Below are 25,665 nucleotides of genomic sequence, written 5' to 3' on the forward strand. Positions count from 1 at the left end.
GTGTCTGTCTAACGCAAAAACAGCTTAAACATCACTTTCTGCCACCATTTGCCATACGGCGGTGCCATCAGTTTTCCGGGGTTGAGCTTGCCACGCTGGAACACGGTTTTAGCATGGCTGAAGGTGCGGAAGCCTTCAATGCCGTGATAGTGCCCCATACCGGATGCGCCAATACCGCCGAACGGTGTGTCATCCACCGCGACCTGCATAATGGTGTCATTCACGGCGATAGAGCCGGAATGGGTATGCCTAATGGTGTGTTGGATGAAGTTCTGATCGAGCGTCATCAGATACAGTGCTAATGGGCGGGGTTGGTGACGAAGTGCATTAAGCACATCATGCACATCTTGATAGGTAATGATTGGTAGTAGTGGTCCGAAAATTTCCTGCTGCATGATGGCGCTGTCTTTCGGCGGATTGATCACCAGATGAAGCGCCATTTTCCGCGTTTCAGGCAAGATAGCCGGGTCGGCCAGTGGAATGGTGGTGATGCCACGCTTGTCGGTGTCATCCATCAAGCTTGTCAGGCGCGAGAACTGACGCTCAGTCACGATGGCGGTGCGGTCATCACTCTGAATGCCTTTTGGATACGCTTCGTTCCATTTTACGCGCAGTGCTTCGACAAACTCTTCCAGATTGTCTTCGTGCACAAACACGTGATCCGGCGCGACGCAGATTTGCCCGGCGTTGAGGTTCTTACCAAACAGCATGCGTTCTGCTGCGAGCATAGGGTCAATGTCCGGCCCGACAATCACCGGTGATTTGCCGCCAAGCTCTAACGTTACAGGCGTCAGGTTTTCAGATGCCGCTCTCATCACTTTTTTGCCGACTTCGGTCGAGCCAGTGAACATCAGGTGATCAAACGGAAGCCGGGTGAAGGCTTCTGCCACTGATACATCGCCTTCAACGACACTGACTTTATCGTCATCAAACACTTCGTTCAGCATGGCTTTAACGGCTTGTGCGGTCAGAGGCGTGAACTCACTCATCTTGAGCATCACGCGGTTTCCGGCGGCAATTGCTGTCATCAAAGGAATGAGGCTCAAAGTAATGGGGAAGTTCCAGGGAACGATAATGCCGACCACACCAAGCGGTTGATAGTGCACTTCAACTTTGGCAGGCGTCAGGAGCAATCCCGCAGAGCGGCGCGATGGCTTCATCCAGCGTTTCAGTTTGCGCTTGGTGTAATGCAACATTTGGAAGCACGGAAGGATGTCTGCCATCAGTGAATCAGTGCGGCTACGATGCCCGTAATCCTGAGACAGGGCATCGACGATGGTGTCGGAGTGCGTTTTCAATGCCTTTTGAAGATGCTTCAAATCCCGAATGCGCTCGGCGTAAGCGGGATCGGGATCTTGGGTGGTCTTGGCGACCAGTTTGGCAAATTGCGATTCCAGTTCGCTGATCTGCTGCTCAGCAGGGATACCAGTTGTCATCGAAACCACAGTCATCAGAGCATCCTTAATATCAAATTACTTACTTAACATTAAGGTCTGACCAGATTCTGCGCAAGTTTCTCCATCACAGCTTTTGTAACGATTGATGTTGTCTATCCAACTCAAATACTTGCATAAATTTATCAAAGTATTTGCCAACTTCCACAGCGTTTTCAGCTTCTCCCATGGCGTCCATCAACACCATGCCGACTTCGCAGGTACAAAGGGAACCTTCCGGCTGATTGCGGCGCAGGGCATAGCGGGTGCTGAGCCCTTCAGGCAGTGTGATCATAGGTACATCCTCAAGCCATGGGCTTTGGCGCAGCATCTTCCGTGCCTGCTGCCAGGTCGCATCGATAATGATGAAGTGAATCGGCTTGGCTTCTGGTTTGGACGTCATGCGGCTGACTGCCTTTTCGAGCGCAATAGCCTCCTCACCCGGAAACACAAGATACGGCTGTGCAGCCGGGTCGGCGAGCAGTGTGAGTAATTCCAGTGGTGGCGTTTTGCGTTGCCAGACGTGACGCCTGCAGTACGGCAGCGCATTTTCCAGTAGTTGACCGGTATTAGTGGCGCGTCCGGTTTCTGTTTCGTGCATTAATAGCTCGATACGCACATGGCTATCGAGCTTTGGCACGGCTTCACACAGGCAATTGTAGTGAAAACCGCAAGATGGGCAGGGCGTTGGCTTTTCTGCCATTCGGGATACCTTTTCCATTTATTTCAGCTCAACACCTTCTTGCTGAGGATAAATGCCGTCAGCGAAAAGGTAAGGGTCGGCGCTGTCTGGCAGCAGTACTTCGGGTGCAACAGAAGGGTTGCCCGGATAGCGTTTGCCATTAAATTCCAGCACGCGGGAAGAGGCTTTTGCGCCGCCTCCGCCAACCGGCATGATAAGATCTTGCCAGCCGTTGCTGGTGGATTGGCTCATTTGAAACGGCAGGTGAACCAGCGTGATGCGGCTGTTGAAGCGCCAGACATTGCTGTCATTGTTAAACACCAGAAGGGTGCAGCCGCCTGTGCCGCACCAGTTGGTGAATATCATCAGCTCATCCTGCAGGTCACCGTTGAGATCCTGTGTCAGCCAGCGATAGCGGGTGCCTGATGCCTGCTTCACGCCTTCCTCGCCAAGATATGCCTTAAAAGCCGCATCAACTTTCTCGTTGAAGGTGGCAGAACCTTCCACACCATCGGAAATGAAAGGCTGCTGGTTGCCGACCATCAAAGAGAGCGCGAGTCCCTCCGGTCCCAGGCTGTATTCGCGGCCGTTGATGATTTCTTTTTCGGCTTTCAGGGTAAAGCCGCTGCGGGTGAAAAGGCGCTCACTGACCAGATATTGTCCCTGATGGCGGGTCATCATCACCTGAACCTTGCTGTCGCTGACCTGTTGCCAGATACCGGTTTCCACAACCGCATCTTCGCCTGCCTGCTCATAGCGGGTTGTGGCCGTGTGGTCGGGATTGAGCACTAAGGTGGTGGTGAGTGATTGTCCGCCTAGGTTGGTCATGCCCTGATAGTCGCCGACCCATCCGAGCGTCGGGTCATCCGCCGAGAGCGTCGCGCAGCCCGTCAGGGTTTTGTTGCTTTTGGCGAAGGTTGAACGCCAGCCGTAAATGCTGTCGCTCATGGTGTCATTGCAAAGTTCTGGATTGAGTGTGAGTGTCGCGCCATTGGCCTGATAGTTTCGGGCTTGTGGAGAAATATCTCGGCTGGTTAGGGTGAATGTCTTCGCCTCATAGCCGAGTTGTTGGTAATTGAGCGTATTACCTTCTAGAGACACTGACCAGAATGGCTCATTGCCGGACGCCACGGTGCGGTTTCGCGTTTGGTTGCAGCCATCGATTTCTGCCGACATCAGGTTCAGTTGTGTCACCTTGAATGTTGCCGGGTAATCCGCCGCAAAGCCATCCATCGCAGGTTTTACAAATTCGCCAATCACTTCGCCATACACACTTTGGTAAGGCTCCATCGTCAGCGCCTGACCTTCTTTATTGAGCAAGTCCGGCAGTTGCAGCCAGTATTGGGTGTTGCTGCCACAAGGTGTGATGGCACGGACTTCATGGCCTAGGGTGACTTCACCGCGCAGCATAAAGCGCTGGGGTTGAATTCCTGCCACTTTGGCAATCTCCTGCTGCGGGTTTAAATCGTCAGAGTTACCGAGTTCGACCGGGCCTGATGGTGTTTGGCTGCAGGCAGAAAGCAAGGCGGCAGCGGAGAGCGGACCCAGCACGTGGGAAAGGCGGCGTTTTTGGATAATCAACGGAGATTCCTCTTCTCATTCAAAGCCCAACGGGGTACAACTTTGGAAAAACCAAAAGCTGAAACGGGGAAATTATGGCGTATTGGCTGATGAAAACCGAGCCCGATACCTTTTCTATAGACACCTTAAAACAACAAAAGGTCTCTTGCTGGGAAGGTGTGCGAAATTATCAGGCACGAAACATGATGCGTGATGGGATGAAGCTCGGCGATAAAGTGTTTATCTACCATTCTTCTTGCAAGGATGTGGGTGTGGTGGGTATCGCCGAAGTGGTGAAAGAAGCTTATCCAGATCATTTCCAGTTTGACCCGGAAAGCGCCTACTTTGATCCCAAAAGCTCACCGGACAATCCCCGTTGGATCATGGTGGATGTGGAATACCGTCAACATCTGAAATATGTTTCTTTGGCACGCATCAAAGCGAATCCGGCACTGGAAGAATTGCCACTGGTAAAAAAGGGAAGCCGCCTGAGTATCATGCCGGTGACTGAAGCGCAGTGGGATGAAATTATCGCGATGTCGGAAGGCGGGTTTAAGCGTTAGATAAGAAAACGGCAGCGAGGGGGAGCGCTGCCGTTTGGCTATCTACTTAGCGGTGTTGTTAGCCCAGTAGATGAGTTTCCAGATAACGGGCAACCGCTTCTTCGGCGTTGCTGCCAATCACTTCATTGTCCGGCAAGGTCGCTTTCACGCGCGGGTGTGCTGTTTCCATGATGAGGCCTTTCTTCGCAGCACTCAGCATTTCCACGTCATTCATACCATCACCAAACGCGATGCACTCGTTCAGGCTGAAACCTTTGATTTCTGCTACTGCTTTCAGCGCCTCACCTTTCGACACGCCAGATGCCATCACTTCCAGGCAGAATGGGGTAGAAAACGCCACGCTGACTTTATCGCCAAAGGTTTCGATGAATTTTTGCTCGTAACCCATCAGGTAATCGTGGTCGTGGCGGATGAAGAAGATTTTCGCCACGTCATCAACTGGTGGGTTTTCCACATCGAACTCTTTGAAGCTGAAGCCTGAATCTTTGTGGTATTCCGACAAGTCTTCGTCAACGCGGCTCAGCAACCAGTCATTTTCGCGGTAGATGTGAATCGTCACGGTTTCGTCGTCTTTCACCATTTCCACCAGTTGAGCAACCAGTGCTGGATCGACGTTACGGCTGAAGATCAGTTGATCGTTTTCGTCATGCACGCGGGCACCGTTAGAGGTGATCATGCAGGCTGGAATACCCACACCTTCGCGAATATGTGCCACATCGATGTGGTGACGGCCAGTGGCAAACACGAAGTGTTCGCCCTTTACGTGAAGGCGCTGAAGTACATCGCGGGTAAAAGGTGCGATGGTGTGTTCAGGAGTAAGTAGAGTGCCGTCGAGATCAGATGCAACGATTTTGTACATGGATACCTCAATAGGAGAGAAGATGTTTTAAACACTTCTTCAGTGTATCCGGAAAAAGGGGAAATAAAAGGGATCAAAATGCCGGCCAATTTTTCCGCTTTAGGAAAAAACTGACTGGCAATCTGGATATGCTTATGCGGTTTGTTCTAGCTCGGTTTCTTCACTGAGCGAGTCGAAAAATGTCAGAGCAAATATCAGTGATTTATCACGGATCACGTCGCGTTCGAACAGGAGTTCATGGCGGGAGTCGGCCAGAATTTCGAATTGAATCGGCAGGCCTGCTGCCTGACGCTCACGATGGAATTGGAACATAACGCCATTGCAGACAATCTCATCACGCGCGGCCTGCATCAGCAGGATTGGCATATCGATGTCAGTGGCGGTTTTCACGGCGCGCTCGCAGGCATCCATGCTTTGCCAAATCCACTGCGCGCTCGGGCCGCCCACCTTTAGTGTCTCGTCACTTTCATACAGCTCGCGAAACCACTGATAACGTGCTTCAGATTGCGTCAGCAGGTTGTGTTTGAAAGGCTTTGCCCAATACGGCACCTGACCCGGAGCAAAGCCTGCAGGATGCTGGAGCTTAGACAGCACTTTACACAGCGGCTTGGCTGCCATTTGCAGAGGGCGTGACAGGTTAATGCCGAGCATGGGTGCGCTGAGCGCAATTGCATCAATGGCATTGGGTTTACGTGCAGCATAAAGCACAGAAATGGCGCCACCCATGGAATGGGCAAGAATCATGCGCTGGCTGTGGGCTTTTGTGGTGACGACTTCATTGATAAAGGTATCGAGGTCGTCAACGTAATGGTCAAACTCCACCACATGACCAATATCTGAACCTGTCACCAGACGCTGACTGTGGCCCTGACCGCGGTGGTCATAGCTGTAAACATCAAAGCCTTGGTTGAAGAGGTCGAAATAAATTTCCTGATATTTCGCCACGCCTTCAATACGACCATTGACCACCACAATCGCGCGGGTGTGCTCGGGCTTGGTAAAGGCGCACCAGTTCAAACGCAGGCCATCATGGCCGACGAATTCACCGTGCTGACGGTTCGCCCAAAACGGGGCAATCACCTTTTCCATGGTCTCGGTTAGCGCATCCTCGCGGGAAAATAAAAAAGGGTGTTCAATTGGCATGTGGAATCCGGCGTTGTTTTCTTATTAGCATATCACTTAATGGTAAATACACCCGAGTTTATGGCGTTTTCACTCAGGTTAATAAAGGATTCTGTCATCGGGTGAAACGTCACGCATAACGTAAAAGAAAAACAGCCGGTCAAGACCGGCTGTTTAGGGAGGAGAGTTTCACACTTACTGCTGGAAGTTGAAATAGGTCTCAGCACCCGGACCGACTGGGAAGCCTGCCACGAATACCCACAGGTAGAAGAATACGCTCCAGCCCGCCAGGAATACCAGTGTGTATGGCAGCATGGTGGCAATCAAAGTGCCGATACCCAGGTCACGTTTGTATCGCGCTGCGACTGCCAGAATCAGGCCAAAGTAGCTCATCATCGGGGTGATAAGGTTGGTCACCGAGTCACCGATGCGGTAAGCCGCCTGAATGGTCTCCGGCGCGTAGCCAACCAACATCAGCATAGGGACGAAGATTGGCGCGGTAACTGCCCATTGTGCTGACGCTGAACCCAGAGTCAGGTTGATGATGCCGCACATAATGATGAAGGCGAAGAACAGCATTGGGCCAGTCAGACCGATGCTTTGCAGGAAGTCTGCACCACCCACCGCAATCACCTGACCAAAGTTAGTCCACTTGAACAGAGCAACGAATTGCGCCGCGAAGAACACCAGTACGATGTACAGACCCATGGCGCTGATGGATTTAGCCATCGCATCAATCACGTCGCGGTCGTTCTTCATGGTGCCCACAGTCTTACCGTAAACAAAGCCAGGAACCGCAAAGAACACCAGAATGAAGGCCACGATGCCTTTCAGGAACGGAGAACCTGCTACTTCACCGGTTTCCGGGTGACGCAGGATACCCCACTCAGGCACTATGGTCAGTGCCAGCACGGCTGATACTGCCAGTGCAGCGATGCCTGCGTTGCGCATACCGCGCTTTTCAATCGCAGTGACTTTGCCTGCTTCTTTGGCTTCGAAATCTTCCGCAGCCATTGATTGGTCGTATTTACCCAGCTTCGGCTCAACGATTTTCTCAGTCACCAAGGCACCCAGAATGGTGATGAGGAAGGTGGAGGCAAACATGAAGTACCAGTTTGCTTCAGGGCCAACCGTGTAGGTCGGGTCAATCATCTGCGCTGAGGTTTCAGTGATGCCTGACAGCAGTGGGTCAACCGTTCCTAGCAATAGGTTCGCTGAATAGCCGCCGGATACGCCCGCAAATGCCGCAGCCAGACCCGCCAGTGGGTGACGACCCAGAGAGTGGAAGATCATCGCTGCCAGTGGGATCAGAACCACATAGCCCAGCTCGGAAGCGGTATTGGAGATGATACCTGCGAATACCACCGTCAGGGTGACCATGCGGCGTGAAGCGCCCATCACCATAGAACGCATGGTGGCAGACAGCAGGCCTGAGTGCTCAGCAACTGCCACACCCATCATGGCAACCAGCACGGTGCCCAGTGGGGCAAAGCCGGTGAAGTTTTTCACTAGATTGGTAACGATAAGTTGCACGCCTTCAGCGTTCAGTAGGCTGTTGACGTAAATCATGCCATCGGCAGCGCGGCCTGCAGCGCCTTCTGGACGAGGGTCAGCGACAGAAAGGCCAAAATAGCCTGCGATACCTGATGCAAAGAAAATGACCACACACAGAATGGCAAACAGGGTTACCGGGTGAGGAAGAAGGTTACCGAGGAATTCGACGGTATCGAGAAAACGGGAAAAAAACGACTTGTTCTGCTTCCCGCCAGATTGTTGTTGCGAAGCTGATGACTGCATCAGATCCTCCATGTCATACAACGGTCCATTTAATTGAAAAGCATCCTAGGTCATAAAAATGTCATTTTGCAATACTTGGTGCTATCAATCATGACTTTTGCAGGAATAAAAATTAACAATAAATTAATAAGTGGTAGTTAATATTGTTTGTTTTATATTCGGATTGATGGAAATGTCACCGACGGTTAGTGTGGAAATGGAACATGAAGAGAGAACATAAAGTTTGAGCTGCCAAACCCAGAAAAAAGTCTTTTATATTGAGCTGTTGCGGGTGGTCGCCGCGGTGGCGGTGATCGCCATTCATGTGTTGGGGCCTTATCGCTACCTGATGGGCGAAATCCCGCAAGGCGACTGGGTTTCAGCGATAGCTATTAATGGCGCAAGTCGCTGGGCTGTCCCGGTTTTCATTATGATCACCGGTGCATTATTACTTTCAGACACCCGTCCATTTTCGCCGGGATACTTTGTCCGTCGACGGGTCATGAAAGTGTTCGTGCCGTTTGTTGCATGGTCGGTTTTTTACGCGGTATTGGCCGGGATTTCGTTACAAAATGTAAATTGGACGGAAACTGTACAGCGGTTAACCTCCTTTCCAACCGAAGAAACATACTATCACTTGGGTTTTTTCTATTACTTTATTCCCCTTTACCTCTTGGTGCCGATATTACGTCCTGTTGCTCAACGGGAAGATCCCGGACTTTTCTATGCCCTTCTAGTTTCTTGGCTTGTGCTGAGTGCTGCACGCCTTACTGGTATTTCTCTGGGACTGGTGGAAGATTTTGTGCTCTATGGTGGCTATCTGCTGCTGGGTTATGTGCTGCACCAAAACAAACTGCCGTTGAAGTGGTTGCTGTTTATCGGGATCACCGCTTTGGTGGCAACCGAATACACAGCGATTTTTGAAAGTGTCTCAAATAATCGATACACAAGTGCAGGTTGGTTTTCCTACAAAACCCTGAACACGGTATTAATAGCAGGGATGGTGTTCGGGCTTTGTCAGTATTGGGCCGAGCGGGTATCTGAACCTATACAGCGAAAAGTCGCGGCAGTCAGTCGCCATTCCCTGGGAATCTATCTCGTGCATCCTGTCTTTCTTTGGCCGGTAAGGGAATTGACGTTTACGCCCGGAATGACATGGCTGACCATCCCCTTGGCGACACTGGCCGTGTTTGTGTTGTCTTACATGGCCAGTGTGGGATTGTCGAAGTCGCGTTTTACGTCATGGCTGGTGCCATAAGACGAAGGCTTCAGTGGCGTTGTAGCTTGGCGAAGTGGATAAATTCGGCGCCGCGATAGGTCAGGGTGCCGCAATCGCCGGGCTGAAGGGCATGGTAGTAATGAATACCCACCTGAAATTCGCGTTTTGGCCCACCTTCCATTGGCTCGACATAGATCCAGTATTCTTCCGGGTCTTCATGTTGCTGCGGATTAGGAATGGCGACAGATTGCTTGTCGAGAATGCGGATATCAATAGAACGCTCTTCCGCCCCCTGGCCCAGCATGTGCTTTTGCATGGTCAGTACAAAGTAAACACCAGCGATCACCGCCAGGGCGACCACGAGCAATATCACAGAAATAGGCACGTTATTCTCCTTTGGCCGGCCATTATCGGTCGGCAATGAGTCTACTTCACAGACTCATTTAGCAAACCTGATGAGCGGAAATTTCGTGATCCACTCCACTTATCCTGCTCAGCATTGGCGCTAATGTAAACAAAGTTAAAGTGCATTCTCACTTTTGGTGTTATGACGTAAGCTAGTGATATGAGGCGCACTATTTACTAAAAGGAGGCCTGCATGGATGAAATTGCCATTGTCGTGAGACAGAGTCGGCGTCTGGAACGGCTCCTCAAAGAACACTACCACGCAGAAGGCCGTGGACTGCATGAACTGGTGAGCAGCTGTCAGGAACGGCTGCCACATGATGTGATTGCTAAACTTCGCTTTATTGCTACCATCCGCAACAAAGCCGTGCATGAAGATGGCTATGAAGTGGATGACATGCGCGGGTTCATGAGTGCATGTAAGCAGTGCGAGAAAGAGTTACTTCCCCGCAGCAGCCGCACCATCTGGCGCATTGCCTTGTTCCTGATCTTCGCCGTGACGGCGGGAGCCGTCTGGTTCTATATCGAAAACTGGCGACATATCGTCGGGCAGTAACGGCAGCATGATTGACTAAGGCACGGTTTTCTGTGCCTTTTTCTTTTAATCGAGACTGAAAGTTATATGTAAACACTTACCCTTATTGCGGGTATAAAAGTGCTTTTGATGCCTTGTTCGCTTTCTGAGACGTGTGCGGTGGACAATAAATCCTGCATCTCTAGACTTGGTTGGCTCGCAATTTAAGGGAATACATCATGTTGAGTTGGGTTGCCGTCTGCTTTTCAGGCCTGCTACACATCAATGCTGCGTACAAAGGGCCTCAATGGCAGTTTTACCTGTTCAAGCCCCTGACGATCGCCTTGATGATGTTGATTGGTATGATGGGCGGTGAAGCGAACAGCTATACCTATCTGATCCTTGCTGGGCTAGCATTTTCGCTGGTTGGCGATATTTTCCTGATGTTGCCAAAAGATCGGTTTATTCCCGGCTTGTTGAGTTTTCTGGTGGCGCACATTCTCTACAGCGTCGCTTTCTGGCAGCAGTTCGAAGGGCCAATGGTGTGGTGGCTGCCTTCCCTGATTGGCGCAGCGAGCGTCATCGTCTTCCTGCTTCTTCTTCCCAACTTAGGCCCTCTGCTCATTCCTGTTGGAGTATACATTGCGGTGATTGCTCAAATGACCTGGGGCGCAGGCGAATTTTGGATGAATGCGCAAACGCAGGTCGCAGCACATGCTTTTGGTGGCGCATTGCTGTTTATGGTGTCAGACACTGTATTGGCGTTTGAGCGCTTTAAAGGCCCTTTCAAAACCTCAGTGCTGCTTATCATGAGCACTTACTTTTGTGCGCAAGGGCTGATCACGCTCTCCATATTGTCGTAGGAGATAAAGATGTCTTGGGTCCAGGTGTATAGTGCGAGCAATTCACTTGAGGCGCACAGCCTTAAAGGCATGCTAGAAAGCATGGGCATTGAAGTGGTGTTGAAAGGAGAATCCCTTTCCAGTGCCACGGGTGAACTTCCATCGGACGCCATTGCAGTGACGATCTGGGTGGATACCATGCGTGAGCAGAAAGCGCGACAAGCTCTCCATGATTATGAAGCTCAGGCAGAGAAAGTCTGGTTTTGTCACGCCTGTGATGAGGAAAATGGCGGTAGCTTTGAGATTTGTTGGCAGTGCGGCTCACCGCGCAATGAGCGCTGAGTACTGCTTGAAAGCTGATTAAGCTTTGCTTTATATCAAGATTCCGTAGGCGTCGCTGTGATTCTATATGCGCAATATCTAATACTGCGGAGCCAACACGCCTGCATCAATTCATGTGCATGAGATCCTGAATCATCTCAAGCAACAGCCAATGTCCGAACAGGCGCTGACTCACTGGGTCGATGGGCAATGGGGCGCGGGAGCGCGTTTTCATACCTGCAGCTAACAAGGGCTCTCTTTCAGCGAATTACTGGAGTTTCTACGTCGTCGCAAAAAAATCTTTGAAGATATGGGCGCGATTTCAGTCAATGAAGCGCGGGTGTGCAATCACTGAACTGCAGTGAGCTGATGTAAAAAAGGCCTCTACTGAGGCCTTTTTCATCTTATTCTTTCACGTTGTCGCCAACCATGTACTTGCGGCGAATATCGAGCAGGGCAAAGATCCCGAAAAATAGGATCGACCACTTCTCCCATTTCGTCATATTGATCTTGTCGCCGAAGGCACCGATGAAGATCAGCATTTGCAGGCCGTGCATACAGAACAGGAAAGCGGTCATGATGTATAACGCCATCGCTGCCACCCCCGGAAACGGATGCACGATATTGGCGAACAGAACAAACCAGACAAAGCCGATGGCCGCTTTTGCTAACAGGATGAGTGCTTTCATTTTTCCTCTCTTTGATACAGCCGGAAACTGACTTGTCCGGCATGTTTTTCCTTAATCATGTCCCAATGAGTCGGCACAACCGGTTGCCCCAGTTCTTTTTCCGCCTCAATGTAAATCAGCGCCTTGTGGCTTAACCACCCGTTCTGTTCAAGTTTGCTGATAACGTCATTCAGCAAGTCTTTACGAAACGGCGGGTCAATGAAAACCACATCAAACGGCTGCCCTTTATTGGAGAGATACGACAATGCATCAGTATTGTGCACTGTCGCGTTATCCGCTTTCAGCGTATTGAGATTCTGACTGATTTGGGTCGCTGCGCCTTTGTCCAGCTCCAGCAGTATCACTTGCTCTGCCTGACGGGACAAGGCTTCCAGCCCCAAACCGCCGCTGCCGGCGAACACATCCAGACAGCGCGCTTCATACAGATCCGCGGCCAGCCAGTTAAAGACTGTTTCTTTCACGCGATCTGTTGTGGGGCGCAGGCCTTCCACGTTTTTTACTGGCAATTTGCGACCACGCCATTTGCCAGCGATGATGCGGACAAATCCCGATCCGCCTCCTGCATTTGCTGCTGAAGCATTACCGCGACCGGTGTTTCGGTTCGCAGGGTTTTTAGGGTTACGTCGTACCATAGATTTTTTGACCGCTAAGAAGGTGTTAGACTATACGCGTTCGGTAATGGCTCTGCATTTTCCCCAATCTTATTCAGTTAGCGACGTAAGGGCTTTGGCCACTTTCGCCGGGGTTGCTGCGTCGAGAAAAGGTATGCATTTACCCGCCGTTACCACACTGCATTGACTTAGGCGCAGTGTTCACAGTTTTAGATCAGCTCGCTGTTATCGCGCCGATTGTACCAATCAAGCTTTAGGATTTGCCAATGGCAGAAAAAAAGAAACGCGGATTTATGTCCTGGCTGGGTTTCGGCCGAAAAAATGACGAACAAGATGCTCAGCAAAAAGCCGTAGAAGAAGCGCGCTTAGCGGCAGAAGCAGAAACGAAGGCGCAAGCGGAAGAACAAGCCCGCATAGCCGCAGAAGCTGAAGCAAAAGCCCAAGCCGAGGAACAAGCTCGCTTAGCAGCAGAAGCTGAAGCGAAGGCACAGACGGAAGAACAAGCTCGTTTAGCCGCAGAAGCTGAAGCAAAAGCAAAAGCACAGGCGGAAGAACAAGCCCGTTTAGCGGCGGAAGCCGAAGCGAAAGCGCAAGCCGAAGAACAAGCCCGTTTGGCGGCAGAAGCTGAAGCGAAGGCACAGGCGGAAGAGCAAGCCCGTTTGGCGGCAGAAGCTCAAGCCCAAGCCGAGGAAGAAGCGCGTCTTGCAGCGGAGCAAGCGGCTCAGGCTGAGGAGGAAAAACCGAAAAAAGAAGGCTTCTTTGCGCGCCTGAAACGCAGTCTTCAGAAAACTAAAGTCAATCTGGGCGCAGGTTTCTTTGGTCTATTCAGCGGTAAGAAAATTGACGATGAGCTTTTTGAAGAGCTCGAAGAGCAGTTGCTGATTGCTGATGTGGGCATGGACACCACCACCAAGATCATCGACAGCCTCACTGACAAAGCGTCTCGCAAAGAGTTAAAAGATGGTGAAGCGCTTTACGGCATCCTCAAGCAAGAGATGGCAGACATTCTGAGCAAGGTGGAAAAGCCACTGGACGTTGAGAAAAAAGATGGCCCATTCGTCATCTTGATGGTTGGCGTGAATGGTGTGGGTAAAACCACCACCATCGGTAAGCTTGCCAAGCAATTCCAGCAGCAGGGTAAGTCAGTCATGCTGGCGGCAGGTGACACTTTCCGCGCAGCCGCAGTCGAACAGCTGCAAGTATGGGGTGATCGTAATAACGTTCCTGTGATTGCACAGCACACAGGTGCGGACAGTGCATCAGTGATCTATGACGCGATTGAAGCTGCAAAAGCACGTAATGTGGATGTGGTGATTGCCGATACCGCGGGTCGTCTACAAAACAAAGCTAACCTGATGGAAGAGCTGAAGAAAATCGTCCGCGTGATGAAAAAGCTCGACGAGAATGCGCCACATGAAATCATGCTGACCATTGATGCAGGCACAGGCCAAAACGCGATCAGTCAGGCGCGTCTGTTTAACGACATCGCACCGCTTTCCGGTATCACTCTGACCAAGTTGGATGGTACGGCGAAGGGTGGCGTGATCTTCGCGGTGGCTGACCAATTCAACATCCCAATCCGTTTTATCGGTGTGGGTGAAGGCATTGACGATTTACGTCCGTTTGTAGCGGAAGATTTTATCGAAGCTCTGTTTAGTCAGGAGGACTGATAGGCGTGATCCAGTTTCAGCAGGTAAGTAAGGCCTACCGCGGTGGGCAGCAGGCACTGCAAAAAGTGAGTTTTCACTTACCCAAGGGTGACATGGCGTTTTTGACCGGTCACTCGGGGGCGGGGAAAAGTACCCTGCTGAAATTGTTGTGTGCGATTGAACGGCCAAGTGACGGACAAGTTCTGTTTAATGACCACGATATCTCACACATTGCGCGAAAAGACATTCCTTTTCTGCGCCGTCATATCGGTGTGATTTTTCAGGATCACAAGCTCCTGATGGACAGAAGCGTGTTCGACAATGTGGCATTGCCGCTGCGCATCGAACAGGCGAGTGAAAACGACATCAAAAAGCGTGTTTCAGCGGCACTGGATAAAGTAGGTTTGCTGGATAAGGCGGCCTGTTTGCCGATTCAGCTTTCCGGTGGTGAGCAGCAACGCGTGGGTATTGCCCGCGCTGTGGTCAACCGGCCAATGGTGCTGGTGGCTGATGAGCCAACGGGTAACCTGGATGCAGATTTGTCGCAGCAAATCATGGAACTGTTCCGCCAGTTTAACCAAGTCGGCGTGACCATACTTATGGCCACCCACGATACGTCACTACTCAACCGCTATGACATGCGCCGTTTTGAATTGAATCAGGGTCACCTGTCGGAGGTGGCACGTGGCTAACTTCATTTCTGTGCACAAACAGCAGGGCGGTCAGGCGTTTCGCGATTTAATGGCGAAACCGCTAGGGAACCTGCTTACGGTTCTTGCTCTCGCGTTTTCACTGGCACTGCCAGCCACGCTGTTTATGCTGGCGAAAAACGTCGTTGCAGTGACGCAAGAGTGGCAGGCTCCCAACCAATTAACGGTCTATCTGAACCCAGTGTCGGAAAGCCGCGCGGAAGCTTTTGGCGAAGAACTTGCAGCCTGGTCTGAAGTGGCGACTGCTGAATTTATTTCGCCGGAGCAGGGGTTAACCGAGCTTCGACAGATCCAAGGGTTTGAAGAAGCCGTAAGCCTTCTGGATGATAACCCGCTGCCAGCAGTCGTGGTGTTGACGCCCTCTACTGATGACGCGGCCGCTGTAACGGCCCTAGCGGTTAAACTGCGCGCGACATCTGAAGTGGAGGAAGTGCGCCTCGACAGCGATTGGCTGCAGCGTTTGTCTGCCATTGAATCGCTGGTGCTGACATTAACTTGGGTGTTCTCCGGTCTATTGCTAATGGCAGTGTTCCTGATTATCGGCAACACCCTGCGCTTGCAGGTACAGAGCCAGAAAGAGGAAATTCAGGTGATGAAGCTGGTGGGTGCGACCGACAGCTACATCCTACGCCCTTATTTATACACTGGCGTTTGGCTGGCGTTGTCTGGGGCTATCGTGGCTTGGTTGGTCACTATGGTAAACAGCCTACTTTTGGATGCAGCCGTTGCAAAATTGGCTACATTATATAGCAGCGGTTTCAGGCTATCGGCGCTGAGTCTTGAAGAAGGTTTGATTTTGCTGATGGTATCCGGACTGATTGGCCTTTTGGCCGCCAGACTTGCCGCTGCAAAACATATGCGGGATATAGAACCTGTCTGATGTTTGATGTTTGAACCTATCCGATAAAAGCAGGTCACAAAATGGTACCTACTTGCAGTTTTTTTGAACTCGAGTAGAGTATCTGGTTCGCTTCAAAAGCGAATAATAGTTCGATAAAGTCGAAAAGAGGTGAAAATGACAACAGAGATGTATGCACTGGCCCCCATCTCCCAAGATAGCCTTGATAGCTATCTGCAGCAGGTAAATGGCTATCCAATGCTGTCTGCGGACGAGGAGCGTGAGCTGGCAGAACGTCTTCACTATGAGGAAGATCTGGATGCGGCTAAAGGCCTGATCCTGTCTCACCTGCGTTTTGTTGTTCATATCGCCCGTGGTTATTCCGGTTATGGATTGCCAGTGTCTGATTTGGTGCAGGAAGGTAACATTGGTTTGATGAAGGCCGTGAAGCGCTTTAACCCGGAAGTGGGTGTGCGTCTGGTTTCCTTCGCTGTTCACTGGATCAAAGCAGAAATTCATGAGTACGTCCTGCGTAACTGGCGTATCGTGAAAGTCGCGACCACCAAGGCGCAACGTAAGTTGTTCTTCAACCTGCGTAAGTCGAAGAAGCGTCTGGGTTGGTTCAACGCCGAAGAAGTGAACATGGTTGCTGACCAACTGGGCGTTGATGCGGCAGAAGTGCGTGAGATGGAATCACGTCTTGCGGCGCAGGATGCTGGGTTTGATGCTGGCGCAGATGATGATGAGCGTGAAGGCGGTGCAGTTGCTCCCGTCTTCTATCTGGAAGATAAAAGCTCCGATGTCGCCACCAACCTGGAATCACAAAACTGGGAAGACCACGCGAATCGTCGCCTGGCACAAGCCATGTCCGGACTCGACGAGCGCAGCCAGCACATTATCCGTTCACGCTGGCTGGACGATGACAACAAAGCCACTTTGCAGGAACTGGCTGATCACTATCAGGTGTCTGCAGAGCGTATCCGTCAACTTGAAAAGAACGCAATGCGCAAACTGAAAGAAGCCGTTGGCGACGCTTTGTGATTGCCTACTGAATACGTTGAAGAAAGCCGGCAGATTGTCGGCTTTTTTGTACCTTGAATTCTTCCAAAATCGCCCGGACAAAAATGTTTTCCACAGTTTTATTACGATCAACACAACATATAGTGGATCCGGCTTTCAGATCATACTTTATCAACGCAATCCACAGTGTTTTCCACAGGTGGTGAAAAAGCATACAAAACCCCTGTATTCTCCATGGCATGGGGAATAAAAAAGTCATGTACAATGCAGTTTTACGTGTCTTGGAGCCATAAGTAGCCGGGAGACGTATATTGATCAGGTCAGACGGGAGTGGAATAACCCATGGAACAATTTGCGCATATCTCTGTAACGGACGCTTTGGCAATGCTGGAAGGTGATGATCATCACGCTGTGATGGTGGATATCCGGGATCCTCAGTCATTTCAACTATCTCATCCACAGGGCGCATTTCACCTTACCAATGACTCCATTGTGCAGTTTATGAATGACGTGGACTTCGAACAGCCTGTGTTGGTGATGTGTTACCACGGCGTGAGCAGTCAGGGTGCAGCACAATATTTGATTAACCAAGGCTTTGAGCAGGTGTACAGTGTAGATGGTGGATTCGAAGCCTGGCACCGACAATCCCTGCCGGTGGAATCGGGCATCTGATCGAAAAAACGAAGAGGCAATATGATAAGGCTGACTGCACTTTCTAACCCCCGAGCCGCCCAGGCTTTTATCGATTACATGGCATCAAGGAACATCGCGATTCAGATGATGCCTGAGGGGGAAGGGCAGTTTGCCTTGTGGCTGGCAGATAGCCAGTACCAGATTGAGGCAGAAGCAGAGCTCGCTGCTTTCCTTCAAAACCCGGGTGATGAGAAATATCAGGCAGCGTCATGGAACATGGCTGAAAGCCGTACCGCCAAGTTTTTCTATCCACGCCAGGGGCTGATGACCTCACTCAAACAAAATGCGGGGCCTTTCACGCTCTCCATCATGGTGGTGTGTATTGTAGTTTATGCCGGGCTGACTTTGGGTTTCGGCAATGATGTGTTCTCTCTGCTTCACTTCCCGGCGACAGACGAACAGCAATGGCAACTTTGGCGGTTGTTCTCTCACGCCTTGCTTCATTTCTCAGCGACTCACATTGTTTTCAACCTGCTGTGGTGGTGGGTGCTTGGCGGCAAAATCGAAAAACACAGTGGTAGCGCCAAGCTCATGCAGCTTTTTCTGCTGACGGCACTTTTCTCCGGCCTTGGTCAGTACGCCTTTGAAGGCCCTGCTTTCGGCGGTATGTCCGGTGTCGTGTATGCGTTGTTGGGATACTTGTGGCTCATGGGAGCTTTGGCACCAGAGCGGGGACTTTCCATTGAACCAGCCTATGTTGGCTTTATGCTGCTTTGGCTTGCAGTGGGCTTTTTTGAACCCTTTGGTATGGCCATTGCCAACATGGCGCACCTTTTCGGTCTAGTGTCAGGGTGTGCACTTGGGGTCATAGACGCCAAACTTCGAAGAACGAGGTAATGTGAGCTCTGCTCATCCTTGAACTGGCCTGATTGGCAATCCCAGTGCAGCCACGTAAACTGTGGGTGGTTTTTACTTTTTCGCAGGGGATGCCGTGAAACAGACATTACGCCACCAGGAAATACTCGATCTTGTTCGAAGCAAAGGATACGTCAGTACTGACGATCTGGTGGCTCACTTTGATGTCAGTCCCCAAACTATTCGTCGCGATCTCAATGAGCTTGCCGCTGAGAACAAGATCCGTCGCCAGCATGGTGGCGCCACCATCCCCTCCAGCTCTGTTAACACTGCCTATGACGCCCGTAAGGCTATGCAGCACGAAGCCAAGAATAAGTTGGCGCAGTCGCTTGTGGCGCATATTCCAGATGGTGCGACTCTTTTTATCGACATTGGTACCACGCCGGAAGCGGTCGCGCGTGCGCTGCTGAACCACCAAGATCTGCGCATTGTGACAAATAACCTCAACGCAGCCAGTATTCTGATGGCCAAAGAAGACTTTCGTATCATCATGGCGGGTGGAGAGGTGCGCAACCGTGATGGTGGTATTATGGGTGAGGCCACGCTGGACTTTATTTCCCAGTTTCGTCTGGACTTCGGTATTTTGGGGATCAGTGGTATCGACCTCGACGGTAGCCTTTTAGATTTTGATTATCACGAAGTACGTGTGAAGCAAGCCATTATGGAGAACAGCCGCTCAGTCATGCTGGCGGTTGACCACACCAAGTTTGGCCGAAGCGCCATGGTCAACGTCGGGGACATTGCTCAAGTCGATATGCTTTTCACCAATGCGCCTTTACCAGAAACGCTGCAAGCGCGGTTGCAAGATACTGAAACTCAAATAGAAATGGTCGAGTGATTTTCTTTTTCGATGATGAAACCGCCTGATGGCGGTTTTTTTATGCCCGTAATGCGCGATTTTTCTTCATTTTGTCATTGGGGATGGCGCTTTTTTGTACTAGAATGCTCGAAAACGAAAGTTAAAATGTTCGTATGAGCGTGAGGATGTAATGGAACAGGCAAAAGAAAATCAAAATAACGACGTGTTGGATGTGATTGTTGTGGGTGGCGGCATTAATGGCGCAGGTATTGCTGCGGATGCGGCTGGTCGTGGCTTGAGTGTTGGCCTTTATGAAGCGGCCGACTTTGCTTCTGCGACGTCTTCAGCCAGCTCCAAACTTATTCACGGCGGCCTTCGTTACCTCGAGCATTATGAATTTCGTTTGGTCAGTGAAGCCTTGGCCGAGCGTGAAGTGCTTTTGAAAAAAGCCCCATTCCTTGCCTGGCCGATGCGTTTTCGTTTACCGCATCGCCCACACCTGCGCCCGGCCTGGATGATCCGTATCGGTCTGTTTATGTATGACCATCTTGGAAAGCGCACCACCTTGCCTGCCAGCAAAGGACTTCGTTTTGGTGCTGATTCTGTCCTGAAGCCTGAAATGACAAAGGGTTTCGAATACTCAGATTGCTGGGTCGATGACGCGCGATTGGTGATCCTGAATGTCATGGACGCATCCGAGCGTGGCGCGGAAGTGCGTAACCGCTGTAAGGTCGTGCGTGCAGAGAGAAACGGTGATGTTTGGGACGTGGATATCCTTGATACTGTGACTCAAGAAGTCTTCAGCCGCCGATGCAAGGTGTTGGTGAATGCGGCAGGCCCTTGGGTGAAATCCTTCTATGACGATAGCACCTCGCTCAAATCGCCTCGCGGCATTCGTCTGATCAAAGGTAGCCATGTGGTCGTGCCTCGCGCTCACAACGAAGAGGCGGCTTACATCCTGCAAAACGAAGATGGCCGCATTGTGTTTGTGCTGCCATATCTTGACCGCTTCTCCATCATTGGTACGACTGATGTGGAATACAAAGGCGACCCACGTGAAGTGGCGATTGAACAGAAAGAAGTCGATTATGTGCTGAATGTTTATAATCAGCACTTTAAACGTCAGTTGAGTACGGATGATGTGGTGTGGACTTACAGTGGCGTGCGCCCGCTTTGTGACGATGAATCTGACTCACCACAAGCCATCACCCGTGATTACACCCTCGACCTGGATGACAACGGCGGCGATGCGCCTATGCTGACCATTTTCGGTGGAAAGCTGACGACCTACCGGAAACTGGCTCGTGCAGCGGTGAATAAGTTGGAGCCTTTCTTCCCTGAGATGGGCGAAGACTGGACCGCAGATCAGGTGTTGCCTGGCGGTGAGGATATTTCAAGCTTCGACGATGTGCAGCAGCGCTTGAAACAAGAGTGTCCGTGGATGGATGATTTCACGGCTAACCGTCTGGCCATCACTTATGGTAGCCGCGTGTGGGTATGGCTCAATGGCGCGAAGACGGCTGCTGATTTGGGTATCGATTTCGGTGAAGGATTGTCACAGCGCGAAGTGGAGTATCTGATGGCATCTGAATATGTGCAGGATGCTGAAGACTTGCTGTGGCGTCGCACCAAACTGGGCTTGTACCTTTCTAAGGAACAGCAACAACTGGTTGCTGACTACATTTCCAGAGGCGCATCAGCAATGGATGAGGCTGCGACGGCCTGAGTTCAGACCCAAAAACACAAAAGGCGGCTAATAAGCCGCCTTTTCAGTTTCAAACGCTTACTGATACAAGTATTTTGTAAACAGCAGGTCAGCAATGACTTTCTGATTGGTTTCCGCCAATAGCATTTCGTTTACCTTGTCCAGACACGCTTTGCGAATCGACTCGCGGCCGGAGAGGGATTTCACACGCACTTCATTTTCCTGGCTCAACACTTCAATGATGGTGTCGCGGATCAGCGGCTGGTGATATTCCAGCATCTGTATCAGTGAAGGGTCATCCACCATTAGGTCAACTCGGACATTAATAAATCCAAGCTTGCGGCCTTCCGTAATAAAGTTAGTGGTGATCTCTGGCTCAAGCGTAAAATAGCTGAACTGCGCGGCATTCTCTTCCTCAGCCAAGGTTGGAAGGGAAAACAGCAGAGACACGATTAAGGCGAAAACAGCAGTGATATTTTTTTTCATGGTTTTTGCCAAACCCCGGATTTCATAAATCTCTTATGGTAGTTTAGCTGCGCGAATAGGGGCACAGCTTGTACAATAGCGCAATATACCTAAACCACTTAAAGCCCGAATCTCTAAGTGGTTTAGGTATATTAATACTAAACACTATTGGCCGATTCGGCGAAAGTTTTGTGGTTTTTTTGCTCTTTGGCTCAGGATAACATGTCAGAATTCAAGGAATTACACTTACAAGCTCTCATGAATGCAAAGTGGGAGGAGCCAGACTGGCAAACTCTTGAAACTACCCGCGAAGGGGCGTGGTTACTGGAACGCCACTCGATGACAGAAAGGCTGAAAGCGCACTGCCGTACGCTGGCCGTTGAAGTGTTGGGCTTACATGAAATAGAACAATCTGCCCTGACTGAGAACGAGCTCAGCCTGTTGGGTGAAGAGTCTTGTTTGGTACGTGAAGTTGTCCTGTCTGGTGATGGGGATGCATGGTTGTGTGCACGCACTTTGGTGCCTAAATCGACCCTGACAGAAAAAGAGCAAGACATTGCCGATCTTGGCGCGGTGCCTTTGGGGCAGCGCGTGTTTAATCAGGCCAATGCCCGTCGTGATGCGATTGAAGTTGCGACTGTGGTGGTCGAAGGACAGTTCCTGCTGGCGCGTCGTTCGCGTTTGTGGGTCAACGAAAAACCGATGCTGGTTTCCGAGCTATTTTTACCGGATGCACCGGTGTATCAGGAGGAAGGCTAAATGGATGTAGCCAAGGCGAGAGCATATTGGCAATTAACGCGGATGGACAGGCCAATTGGCAGCTTGTTGCTGCTTTGGCCAACGCTTTGGGCATTGTTTCTGGCAGCTGATGGGATGCCGAACCTGCACGTACTGGTGGTCTTCGTACTTGGCGTTATTATGATGCGCGCAGCGGGATGTGTAATTAACGACTTCGCTGATCGCAATTTTGATGGTCATGTGAAACGTACCAAAGCCCGTCCATTACCATCAGGGTTGGTGACCGCTAAAGAGGCATTAGCCCTGTTTGGTCTGCTGATTTTGGGCGCATTCCTGCTGGTACTGACGCTTGACCCTTTAACCATCAAGCTATCTGTGGTTGCCGCACTGTTGGCGTCTGTCTATCCCTTTATGAAACGCTTCACCCATATGCCGCAGTTGGTGCTTGGCATGGCATTCAGCTGGGCGATCCCGATGGCCTATGCGGCGCAGTCTGGCGAATTGCCGCCAGTGGCATGGATGCTGTTTCTGGCCAATGTATTGTGGACCGTGGCTTATGACACCCTGTATGCCATGGTTGACCGAGATGATGATCTGAAAGTCGGCATCAAATCCTCCGCCATTCTTTTTGGTCGTTTCGACAAGATTGCTATCGGTATCCTACAACTGATTACGGTTCTTTTATTGGTGCTGGTGGGCTACCTCAGCGGCCTTTCACAGGTTTATTATTGGTTCCTACTGGCTGCGTCGGCGTTGTTTGTTTATCAGCAATGGCTGGCCCGTGGCCGTGAACGAGAGCTTTGTTTCAAAGCCTTCTTGAACAACAACTATGTCGGAATGCTGGTATTTTTTGGTTTGGCGCTTGCTGTGTTGATGAAGTAATACGCAACTTAACAACAATAAAAAAACTCGCCCTATAGGCGAGTTTTTTGTTTCGGCGAATTGAGGTTATCAATCGTCGGATGGCTGGTTCAGGATAGCCTGAATGGTCAGCTGCACTTCCGGTGAAATCAAACCGAACACACATTCGCGAAGCGCTTCAATGCGATCAGCTCGGGCGTGGTCGTCGTCATTCAGATAGCCGTGTTCACGCAGCGAGTTCAGCAAAGTGGCAAACACGCCTTTGTCGAAGAACTCCGGAGCGTTGATACCATGCAGGCGGCTCAGACGTTGCGCCATCATCTGGCTTTGTTGCTCCAGATCGGACTTCGAGGTATCCGGCTCATGACTGAACAGCGTCAGAGTGATTGCGTAGCGCTGCAGAGTTTCTGCAATAGTGCGGCCCAGCAACTGAAGTTGGGTCAGCTTGCCGTTGTTACGACTGATAGTTTCACCATCCACGGTGATCAGCGATTGACGCTCAAGCTCAATCAAGGTCGCATCGACGTAGCTTTGTAAAGACGCATCATCGAAGCTCATGAAGAGCTCAGCTTTCAGCAGCGGATAAAGCTGACGAATCGAGTCCATCAGGTTTTCACGTGAAACACGGGTCTTGAAAACCAGCATTTGCGCGATCAGAGATGGCACCGCAAACAAATGAATGATGTTATTACGGTAGAAGGTCATCAGGATGGCCTGTTGACGGTCCAGCGAAATTACTTCACCCAGCGAGTCTTTCTCAACCACAAACTTGTTTAGGCTCAACGCATGCTCAACCAGTTCCTGCGCTGAATCTGCTGGCACTGTACTGGTCGCTGAATACGGTACCTGACGCAACAACTCAAGATAAATGGTGATTTGTTCTTCCAGGGCTTCACGGCTGAGCGCGCTCTGACGGGAAGCGAGCAGGGCGGTCGCACACAGAGTCAGGGCGTTGGCAGCGGCAGCATCATTGATTTTGGTCATCATGCGCTCTGCCAATTCGTTCACTGCTGGAAGCAACCAATCTGGACGCTGAGGTTCAATCGGGTCGATGTCTTTTTGCCAATCCGGTGCCTTCTCGTTCAAGAAGTGATTCACCGGAATAGGCTCGCCGAAGTTCACATAGCCCTTACCGTAGTTACGCAGTTTGCGAAGAATGCCCAGCACCTGGCCGAAGCTCTCTTTCTCTTTGCGCTTGCCTTGCAGCTCTTTAGCGTAAGTACTCACTTCCATTACGTGTTCGTAACCGATGTATACCGGCACTAGGGTTACTGGGCGCTTGAGGCCGCGAAGCATAGCTTGAATGGTCATTGCCAGCATGCCTGTTTTTGCTGGAAGCAGACGACCTGTACGTGAACGGCCACCTTCTGAGAAGTACTCCACGGAGTAACCTTTGGCAAAAAGCTCAGCCAAGTATTCCCGAAATACGGTGGAATAGAGGCGGTTGCCTTTAAAAGTACGACGCAGGAAGAAGGCGCCGCCGCGACGGAAAATAGGGCCCGCTGGGAAGAAGTTCAGGTTCACGCCCGCCGCGATGTGCGGAGGTACCAGACCTTCTTTGTACAGCACGTACGAAAGCAGCAGATAGTCCATGTGTGAGCGGTGACAAGGCACGTACACAATTTCATGACCATCCTGCGCCAGCTTACGCACACGCTCGGAGTTATTAATATTAAGGCCTTGATACAGCTTGTTCCAAAGCCAGGTCAGGATGCGATCACCATAGCGGATAAGGCTTGGCGAGAAGTCCGCGGCGATTTCTTCCATCATGTCGATGGCTTCTTTGCGTACTTTCTCTACCGGTACATCACGGCTTGCCGCTTCATCCTGTACCGCTTTATCAATGGCTTTGGAGGCTAGCAGGCGTTTGAACAGCAATTGACGATCCGGCAGGCCAGGGCCAGATGCCGCCATTTTCTGGCGTGAGAAATGGATTTTCGCCACACGCGCCAGTTTGTTCGCGATTGTAGTGTCCGTGCCGTGCTTGTCTGCCATATAACGCAGGGAAACCGCGTTGCTCAGGCGAACCATGCTGTCGCGACCCAATGTCAAAATGGTGTAGCACTTTTGCAGGCCGTTCATCGCTTGAAGAGCAGGTGCTGCTGGGCGGGATTCATTGCCCGGGTCGCGGTTCCAAACCACGGATGCAGGCACCATCTGGATGTCGAGTTCAGTGTCACGCTTGTGAAGTTCGAGCCACTCGGTGAACAGTGCGATGGAGTCAGCCGGGATAGGGTCGCTGTCTTTGAACATGCGCTTGCCCTGAGAGATAAACACATATCGTGGCAGGCTTTTTCCACCTAGTTCAAGTGGTTCAAGTGGGTCAGGTAGTCCCAGCTGGAGACAACTACTGCGAAGGGTTAGCAGATCCGTATGAGAGCGAAATGGCAATACATAAACCAGAGGTCGGGACACATCCAGACCCAGTTGATTTATGGGATCTGACGGAATACTGATGGTTTTCACCAGTACCGACAGCGGTAAATTCAATAACTTCTGATAGATTGATTGGCAAGCAGACATCTGATCGCAGCCTCTTATGTTTAGTGCGTGGCAAGTCTAGCAGAAAACGTCTCCGAACTTGCAGGGAAATGACACCAATCCGGGGGCTTATGTCATGCATGAGCCGAGGTCTGGTGACTTGGGCAGTCAGAAAAAATGTGAGCTGAACAGACCCATTATTAGAGATTGGCGCAAAATCCGCCTTTTCAAGCGGTTAAACACTGGATATACTCA

Annotated in this window: 27 protein-coding genes; 16 read left to right on the top strand and 11 right to left on the bottom strand. The window is 51.0% G+C overall.

All coding sequences use genetic code 11. The features are described from left to right. Nucleotides 1-8 precede the first annotated feature (8 nt). The 3 genes from K6Q96_RS00325 to K6Q96_RS00335 form a co-directional block, all read right to left on the bottom strand. The gene (locus tag K6Q96_RS00325; RefSeq protein ID WP_251876971.1) at nt 9-1,451 is read right to left on the bottom strand and encodes a coniferyl aldehyde dehydrogenase; all 1,443 of its coding nucleotides are present in this window, start codon (nt 1,449-1,451) and stop codon (nt 9-11) included. A 70-nt stretch (nt 1,452-1,521) separates the two neighbouring features. Next, nucleotides 1,522-2,154 (bottom strand): tRNA-uridine aminocarboxypropyltransferase, encoded by a 633-nt coding sequence (locus K6Q96_RS00330; protein ID WP_251876972.1) that lies wholly within the window; start codon nt 2,152-2,154, stop codon nt 1,522-1,524. Beyond that, nucleotides 2,155-3,696 carry a COG3650 family protein gene (locus tag K6Q96_RS00335; RefSeq protein ID WP_251876973.1) on the bottom strand — a complete coding sequence of 514 codons (1,542 nt, stop codon included), beginning with the start codon at nt 3,694-3,696 and terminating at the stop codon, nt 2,155-2,157. A gap of 74 nt (nt 3,697-3,770) precedes the next feature. On the opposite strand from K6Q96_RS00335, the gene K6Q96_RS00340 reads away from it, so the two are divergent. Next, a complete protein-coding gene (locus K6Q96_RS00340) occupies nt 3,771-4,238 on the top strand; it encodes an EVE domain-containing protein (protein WP_002535441.1) in 468 nt (155 codons plus the stop codon). A 58-nt stretch (nt 4,239-4,296) separates the two neighbouring features. On the opposite strand, the gene K6Q96_RS00345 is transcribed toward K6Q96_RS00340, so the two are convergent. The 3 genes from K6Q96_RS00345 to K6Q96_RS00355 form a co-directional block, all read right to left on the bottom strand. Beyond that, nucleotides 4,297-5,097, bottom strand: coding sequence for a Cof-type HAD-IIB family hydrolase (locus K6Q96_RS00345; RefSeq protein WP_251876974.1), 801 nt, complete (start codon nt 5,095-5,097; stop codon nt 4,297-4,299). Between the two features lie 132 nt (nt 5,098-5,229). Beyond that, the gene (locus tag K6Q96_RS00350) at nt 5,230-6,240 is read right to left on the bottom strand and encodes an alpha/beta fold hydrolase (protein WP_251876975.1); all 1,011 of its coding nucleotides are present in this window, start codon (nt 6,238-6,240) and stop codon (nt 5,230-5,232) included. A 174-nt stretch (nt 6,241-6,414) separates the two neighbouring features. After that, nucleotides 6,415-8,016 (bottom strand): AbgT family transporter, encoded by a 1,602-nt coding sequence (locus tag K6Q96_RS00355; RefSeq protein WP_251876976.1) that lies wholly within the window; start codon nt 8,014-8,016, stop codon nt 6,415-6,417. 223 nt (nt 8,017-8,239) lie between these two features. On the opposite strand from K6Q96_RS00355, the gene K6Q96_RS00360 reads away from it, so the two are divergent. Continuing rightward, nucleotides 8,240-9,253, top strand: coding sequence for an acyltransferase (locus K6Q96_RS00360; RefSeq protein WP_251876977.1), 1,014 nt, complete (start codon nt 8,240-8,242; stop codon nt 9,251-9,253). A 10-nt stretch (nt 9,254-9,263) separates the two neighbouring features. On the opposite strand, the gene K6Q96_RS00365 is transcribed toward K6Q96_RS00360, so the two are convergent. Further along, complete coding sequence (locus K6Q96_RS00365; RefSeq protein WP_251876978.1) at nt 9,264-9,599, bottom strand: DUF2500 domain-containing protein; 336 nt, start codon at nt 9,597-9,599, stop codon at nt 9,264-9,266. 213 nt (nt 9,600-9,812) lie between these two features. On the opposite strand from K6Q96_RS00365, the gene K6Q96_RS00370 reads away from it, so the two are divergent. From K6Q96_RS00370 to K6Q96_RS24915, 4 genes are all read left to right on the top strand, one after another. After that, nucleotides 9,813-10,175, top strand: a complete 363-nt coding sequence (locus K6Q96_RS00370) for a hypothetical protein (RefSeq protein WP_062666829.1) — start codon at nt 9,813-9,815, stop codon at nt 10,173-10,175. A gap of 197 nt (nt 10,176-10,372) precedes the next feature. Further along, nucleotides 10,373-10,996: a lysoplasmalogenase gene (locus K6Q96_RS00375; protein ID WP_251876979.1), complete on the top strand. Its 624-nt coding sequence runs from the start codon at nt 10,373-10,375 to the stop codon at nt 10,994-10,996. Nucleotides 10,997-11,005: 9 nt separating this feature from the next. Further along, a complete protein-coding gene (locus K6Q96_RS00380) occupies nt 11,006-11,317 on the top strand; it encodes a putative signal transducing protein (RefSeq protein ID WP_251876980.1) in 312 nt (103 codons plus the stop codon). A 115-nt stretch (nt 11,318-11,432) separates the two neighbouring features. Continuing rightward, a complete protein-coding gene (locus K6Q96_RS24915) occupies nt 11,433-11,543 on the top strand; it encodes a DUF2492 family protein (RefSeq protein ID WP_353621773.1) in 111 nt (36 codons plus the stop codon). Between the two features lie 157 nt (nt 11,544-11,700). Here K6Q96_RS24915 and K6Q96_RS00390 read toward each other — a convergent pair whose 3' ends face one another. Together K6Q96_RS00390 and rsmD are read right to left on the bottom strand one after the other, a co-directional pair. Further along, entirely contained in the window at nt 11,701-11,985 is a 285-nt protein-coding gene (locus K6Q96_RS00390; protein ID WP_002535427.1) for a DUF1145 domain-containing protein, read from the bottom strand. Continuing rightward, nucleotides 11,982-12,617, bottom strand: coding sequence for a 16S rRNA (guanine(966)-N(2))-methyltransferase RsmD (gene rsmD / locus K6Q96_RS00395; protein WP_251876981.1), 636 nt, complete (start codon nt 12,615-12,617; stop codon nt 11,982-11,984). Before rsmD ends, K6Q96_RS00390 begins: the two co-directional genes overlap by 4 nt. Before the next feature lie 245 nt (nt 12,618-12,862). On the opposite strand from rsmD, the gene ftsY reads away from it, so the two are divergent. The 8 genes from ftsY (at nt 12,863) to glpD (ending at nt 20,886) form a co-directional block, all read left to right on the top strand. After that, nucleotides 12,863-14,266, top strand: a complete 1,404-nt coding sequence (ftsY, locus tag K6Q96_RS00400) for a signal recognition particle-docking protein FtsY (RefSeq protein ID WP_251876983.1) — start codon at nt 12,863-12,865, stop codon at nt 14,264-14,266. Nucleotides 14,267-14,271: 5 nt separating this feature from the next. Then, nucleotides 14,272-14,937, top strand: a complete 666-nt coding sequence (gene ftsE / locus K6Q96_RS00405; RefSeq protein WP_251876985.1) for a cell division ATP-binding protein FtsE — start codon at nt 14,272-14,274, stop codon at nt 14,935-14,937. After that, a complete protein-coding gene (gene ftsX, locus K6Q96_RS00410) occupies nt 14,930-15,835 on the top strand; it encodes a permease-like cell division protein FtsX (RefSeq protein ID WP_251876987.1) in 906 nt (301 codons plus the stop codon). The genes ftsE and ftsX overlap by 8 nt, the downstream gene beginning before the upstream one ends. A 135-nt stretch (nt 15,836-15,970) precedes the next feature. Then, nucleotides 15,971-16,834, top strand: coding sequence for an RNA polymerase sigma factor RpoH (rpoH, locus tag K6Q96_RS00415; protein ID WP_002535417.1), 864 nt, complete (start codon nt 15,971-15,973; stop codon nt 16,832-16,834). 321 nt (nt 16,835-17,155) lie between these two features. Beyond that, the gene (gene glpE / locus K6Q96_RS00420; protein ID WP_251876989.1) at nt 17,156-17,485 is read left to right on the top strand and encodes a thiosulfate sulfurtransferase GlpE; all 330 of its coding nucleotides are present in this window, start codon (nt 17,156-17,158) and stop codon (nt 17,483-17,485) included. 21 nt (nt 17,486-17,506) lie between these two features. Beyond that, on the top strand, nt 17,507-18,343 hold the full coding sequence (gene glpG, locus K6Q96_RS00425) for a rhomboid family intramembrane serine protease GlpG (protein WP_251876991.1): 837 nt from the start codon (nt 17,507-17,509) through the stop codon (nt 18,341-18,343). A gap of 94 nt (nt 18,344-18,437) precedes the next feature. Next, nucleotides 18,438-19,199, top strand: coding sequence for a DeoR/GlpR family transcriptional regulator (locus K6Q96_RS00430; protein WP_251876993.1), 762 nt, complete (start codon nt 18,438-18,440; stop codon nt 19,197-19,199). A gap of 151 nt (nt 19,200-19,350) precedes the next feature. Beyond that, on the top strand, nt 19,351-20,886 hold the full coding sequence (gene glpD / locus K6Q96_RS00435; RefSeq protein ID WP_251876995.1) for a glycerol-3-phosphate dehydrogenase: 1,536 nt from the start codon (nt 19,351-19,353) through the stop codon (nt 20,884-20,886). A 57-nt stretch (nt 20,887-20,943) separates the two neighbouring features. Here the strand turns inward: glpD and K6Q96_RS00440 are convergent, their stop codons facing one another. Continuing rightward, nucleotides 20,944-21,351, bottom strand: coding sequence for a flagellar basal body-associated protein FliL (locus K6Q96_RS00440; protein WP_039849444.1), 408 nt, complete (start codon nt 21,349-21,351; stop codon nt 20,944-20,946). 201 nt (nt 21,352-21,552) lie between these two features. On the opposite strand from K6Q96_RS00440, the gene K6Q96_RS00445 reads away from it, so the two are divergent. Together K6Q96_RS00445 and ubiA are read left to right on the top strand one after the other, a co-directional pair. Continuing rightward, nucleotides 21,553-22,089: a chorismate--pyruvate lyase family protein gene (locus tag K6Q96_RS00445; RefSeq protein ID WP_251876997.1), complete on the top strand. Its 537-nt coding sequence runs from the start codon at nt 21,553-21,555 to the stop codon at nt 22,087-22,089. Continuing rightward, complete coding sequence (gene ubiA, locus K6Q96_RS00450) at nt 22,090-22,950, top strand: 4-hydroxybenzoate octaprenyltransferase (protein WP_251876999.1); 861 nt, start codon at nt 22,090-22,092, stop codon at nt 22,948-22,950. A 69-nt stretch (nt 22,951-23,019) separates the two neighbouring features. Here the strand turns inward: ubiA and plsB are convergent, their stop codons facing one another. Continuing rightward, entirely contained in the window at nt 23,020-25,452 is a 2,433-nt protein-coding gene (gene plsB, locus K6Q96_RS00455) for a glycerol-3-phosphate 1-O-acyltransferase PlsB (RefSeq protein ID WP_251877001.1), read from the bottom strand. Nucleotides 25,453-25,665: the final 213 nt, after the last annotated feature.

Source organism: Grimontia kaedaensis (genome assembly GCF_023746615.1).
GTDB lineage: Bacteria > Pseudomonadota > Gammaproteobacteria > Enterobacterales > Vibrionaceae > Enterovibrio > Enterovibrio kaedaensis.

Coding starts and splice junctions, on each gene's coding strand:
- K6Q96_RS00325 (WP_251876971.1), bottom strand. CDS start 1,451: ATGACTGTGGTTTCGATGACAACTGGTATCCCTGCTGAGCAGCAGATC.
- ubiA (WP_251876999.1), top strand. CDS start 22,090: ATGGATGTAGCCAAGGCGAGAGCATATTGGCAATTAACGCGGATGGAC.
- K6Q96_RS00345 (WP_251876974.1), bottom strand. CDS start 5,097: ATGTACAAAATCGTTGCATCTGATCTCGACGGCACTCTACTTACTCCT.
- glpD (WP_251876995.1), top strand. CDS start 19,351: ATGGAACAGGCAAAAGAAAATCAAAATAACGACGTGTTGGATGTGATT.
- K6Q96_RS00330 (WP_251876972.1), bottom strand. CDS start 2,154: ATGGAAAAGGTATCCCGAATGGCAGAAAAGCCAACGCCCTGCCCATCT.
- rsmD (WP_251876981.1), bottom strand. CDS start 12,617: ATGGTACGACGTAACCCTAAAAACCCTGCGAACCGAAACACCGGTCGC.
- K6Q96_RS00390 (WP_002535427.1), bottom strand. CDS start 11,985: ATGAAAGCACTCATCCTGTTAGCAAAAGCGGCCATCGGCTTTGTCTGG.
- K6Q96_RS00375 (WP_251876979.1), top strand. CDS start 10,373: ATGTTGAGTTGGGTTGCCGTCTGCTTTTCAGGCCTGCTACACATCAAT.
- K6Q96_RS00340 (WP_002535441.1), top strand. CDS start 3,771: ATGGCGTATTGGCTGATGAAAACCGAGCCCGATACCTTTTCTATAGAC.
- rpoH (WP_002535417.1), top strand. CDS start 15,971: ATGACAACAGAGATGTATGCACTGGCCCCCATCTCCCAAGATAGCCTT.
- ftsY (WP_251876983.1), top strand. CDS start 12,863: ATGGCAGAAAAAAAGAAACGCGGATTTATGTCCTGGCTGGGTTTCGGC.
- glpE (WP_251876989.1), top strand. CDS start 17,156: ATGGAACAATTTGCGCATATCTCTGTAACGGACGCTTTGGCAATGCTG.
- K6Q96_RS00370 (WP_062666829.1), top strand. CDS start 9,813: ATGGATGAAATTGCCATTGTCGTGAGACAGAGTCGGCGTCTGGAACGG.
- K6Q96_RS00350 (WP_251876975.1), bottom strand. CDS start 6,240: ATGCCAATTGAACACCCTTTTTTATTTTCCCGCGAGGATGCGCTAACC.
- K6Q96_RS00355 (WP_251876976.1), bottom strand. CDS start 8,016: ATGCAGTCATCAGCTTCGCAACAACAATCTGGCGGGAAGCAGAACAAG.
- plsB (WP_251877001.1), bottom strand. CDS start 25,452: ATGTCTGCTTGCCAATCAATCTATCAGAAGTTATTGAATTTACCGCTG.
- glpG (WP_251876991.1), top strand. CDS start 17,507: ATGATAAGGCTGACTGCACTTTCTAACCCCCGAGCCGCCCAGGCTTTT.
- K6Q96_RS00445 (WP_251876997.1), top strand. CDS start 21,553: ATGTCAGAATTCAAGGAATTACACTTACAAGCTCTCATGAATGCAAAG.
- K6Q96_RS00440 (WP_039849444.1), bottom strand. CDS start 21,351: ATGAAAAAAAATATCACTGCTGTTTTCGCCTTAATCGTGTCTCTGCTG.
- K6Q96_RS00380 (WP_251876980.1), top strand. CDS start 11,006: ATGTCTTGGGTCCAGGTGTATAGTGCGAGCAATTCACTTGAGGCGCAC.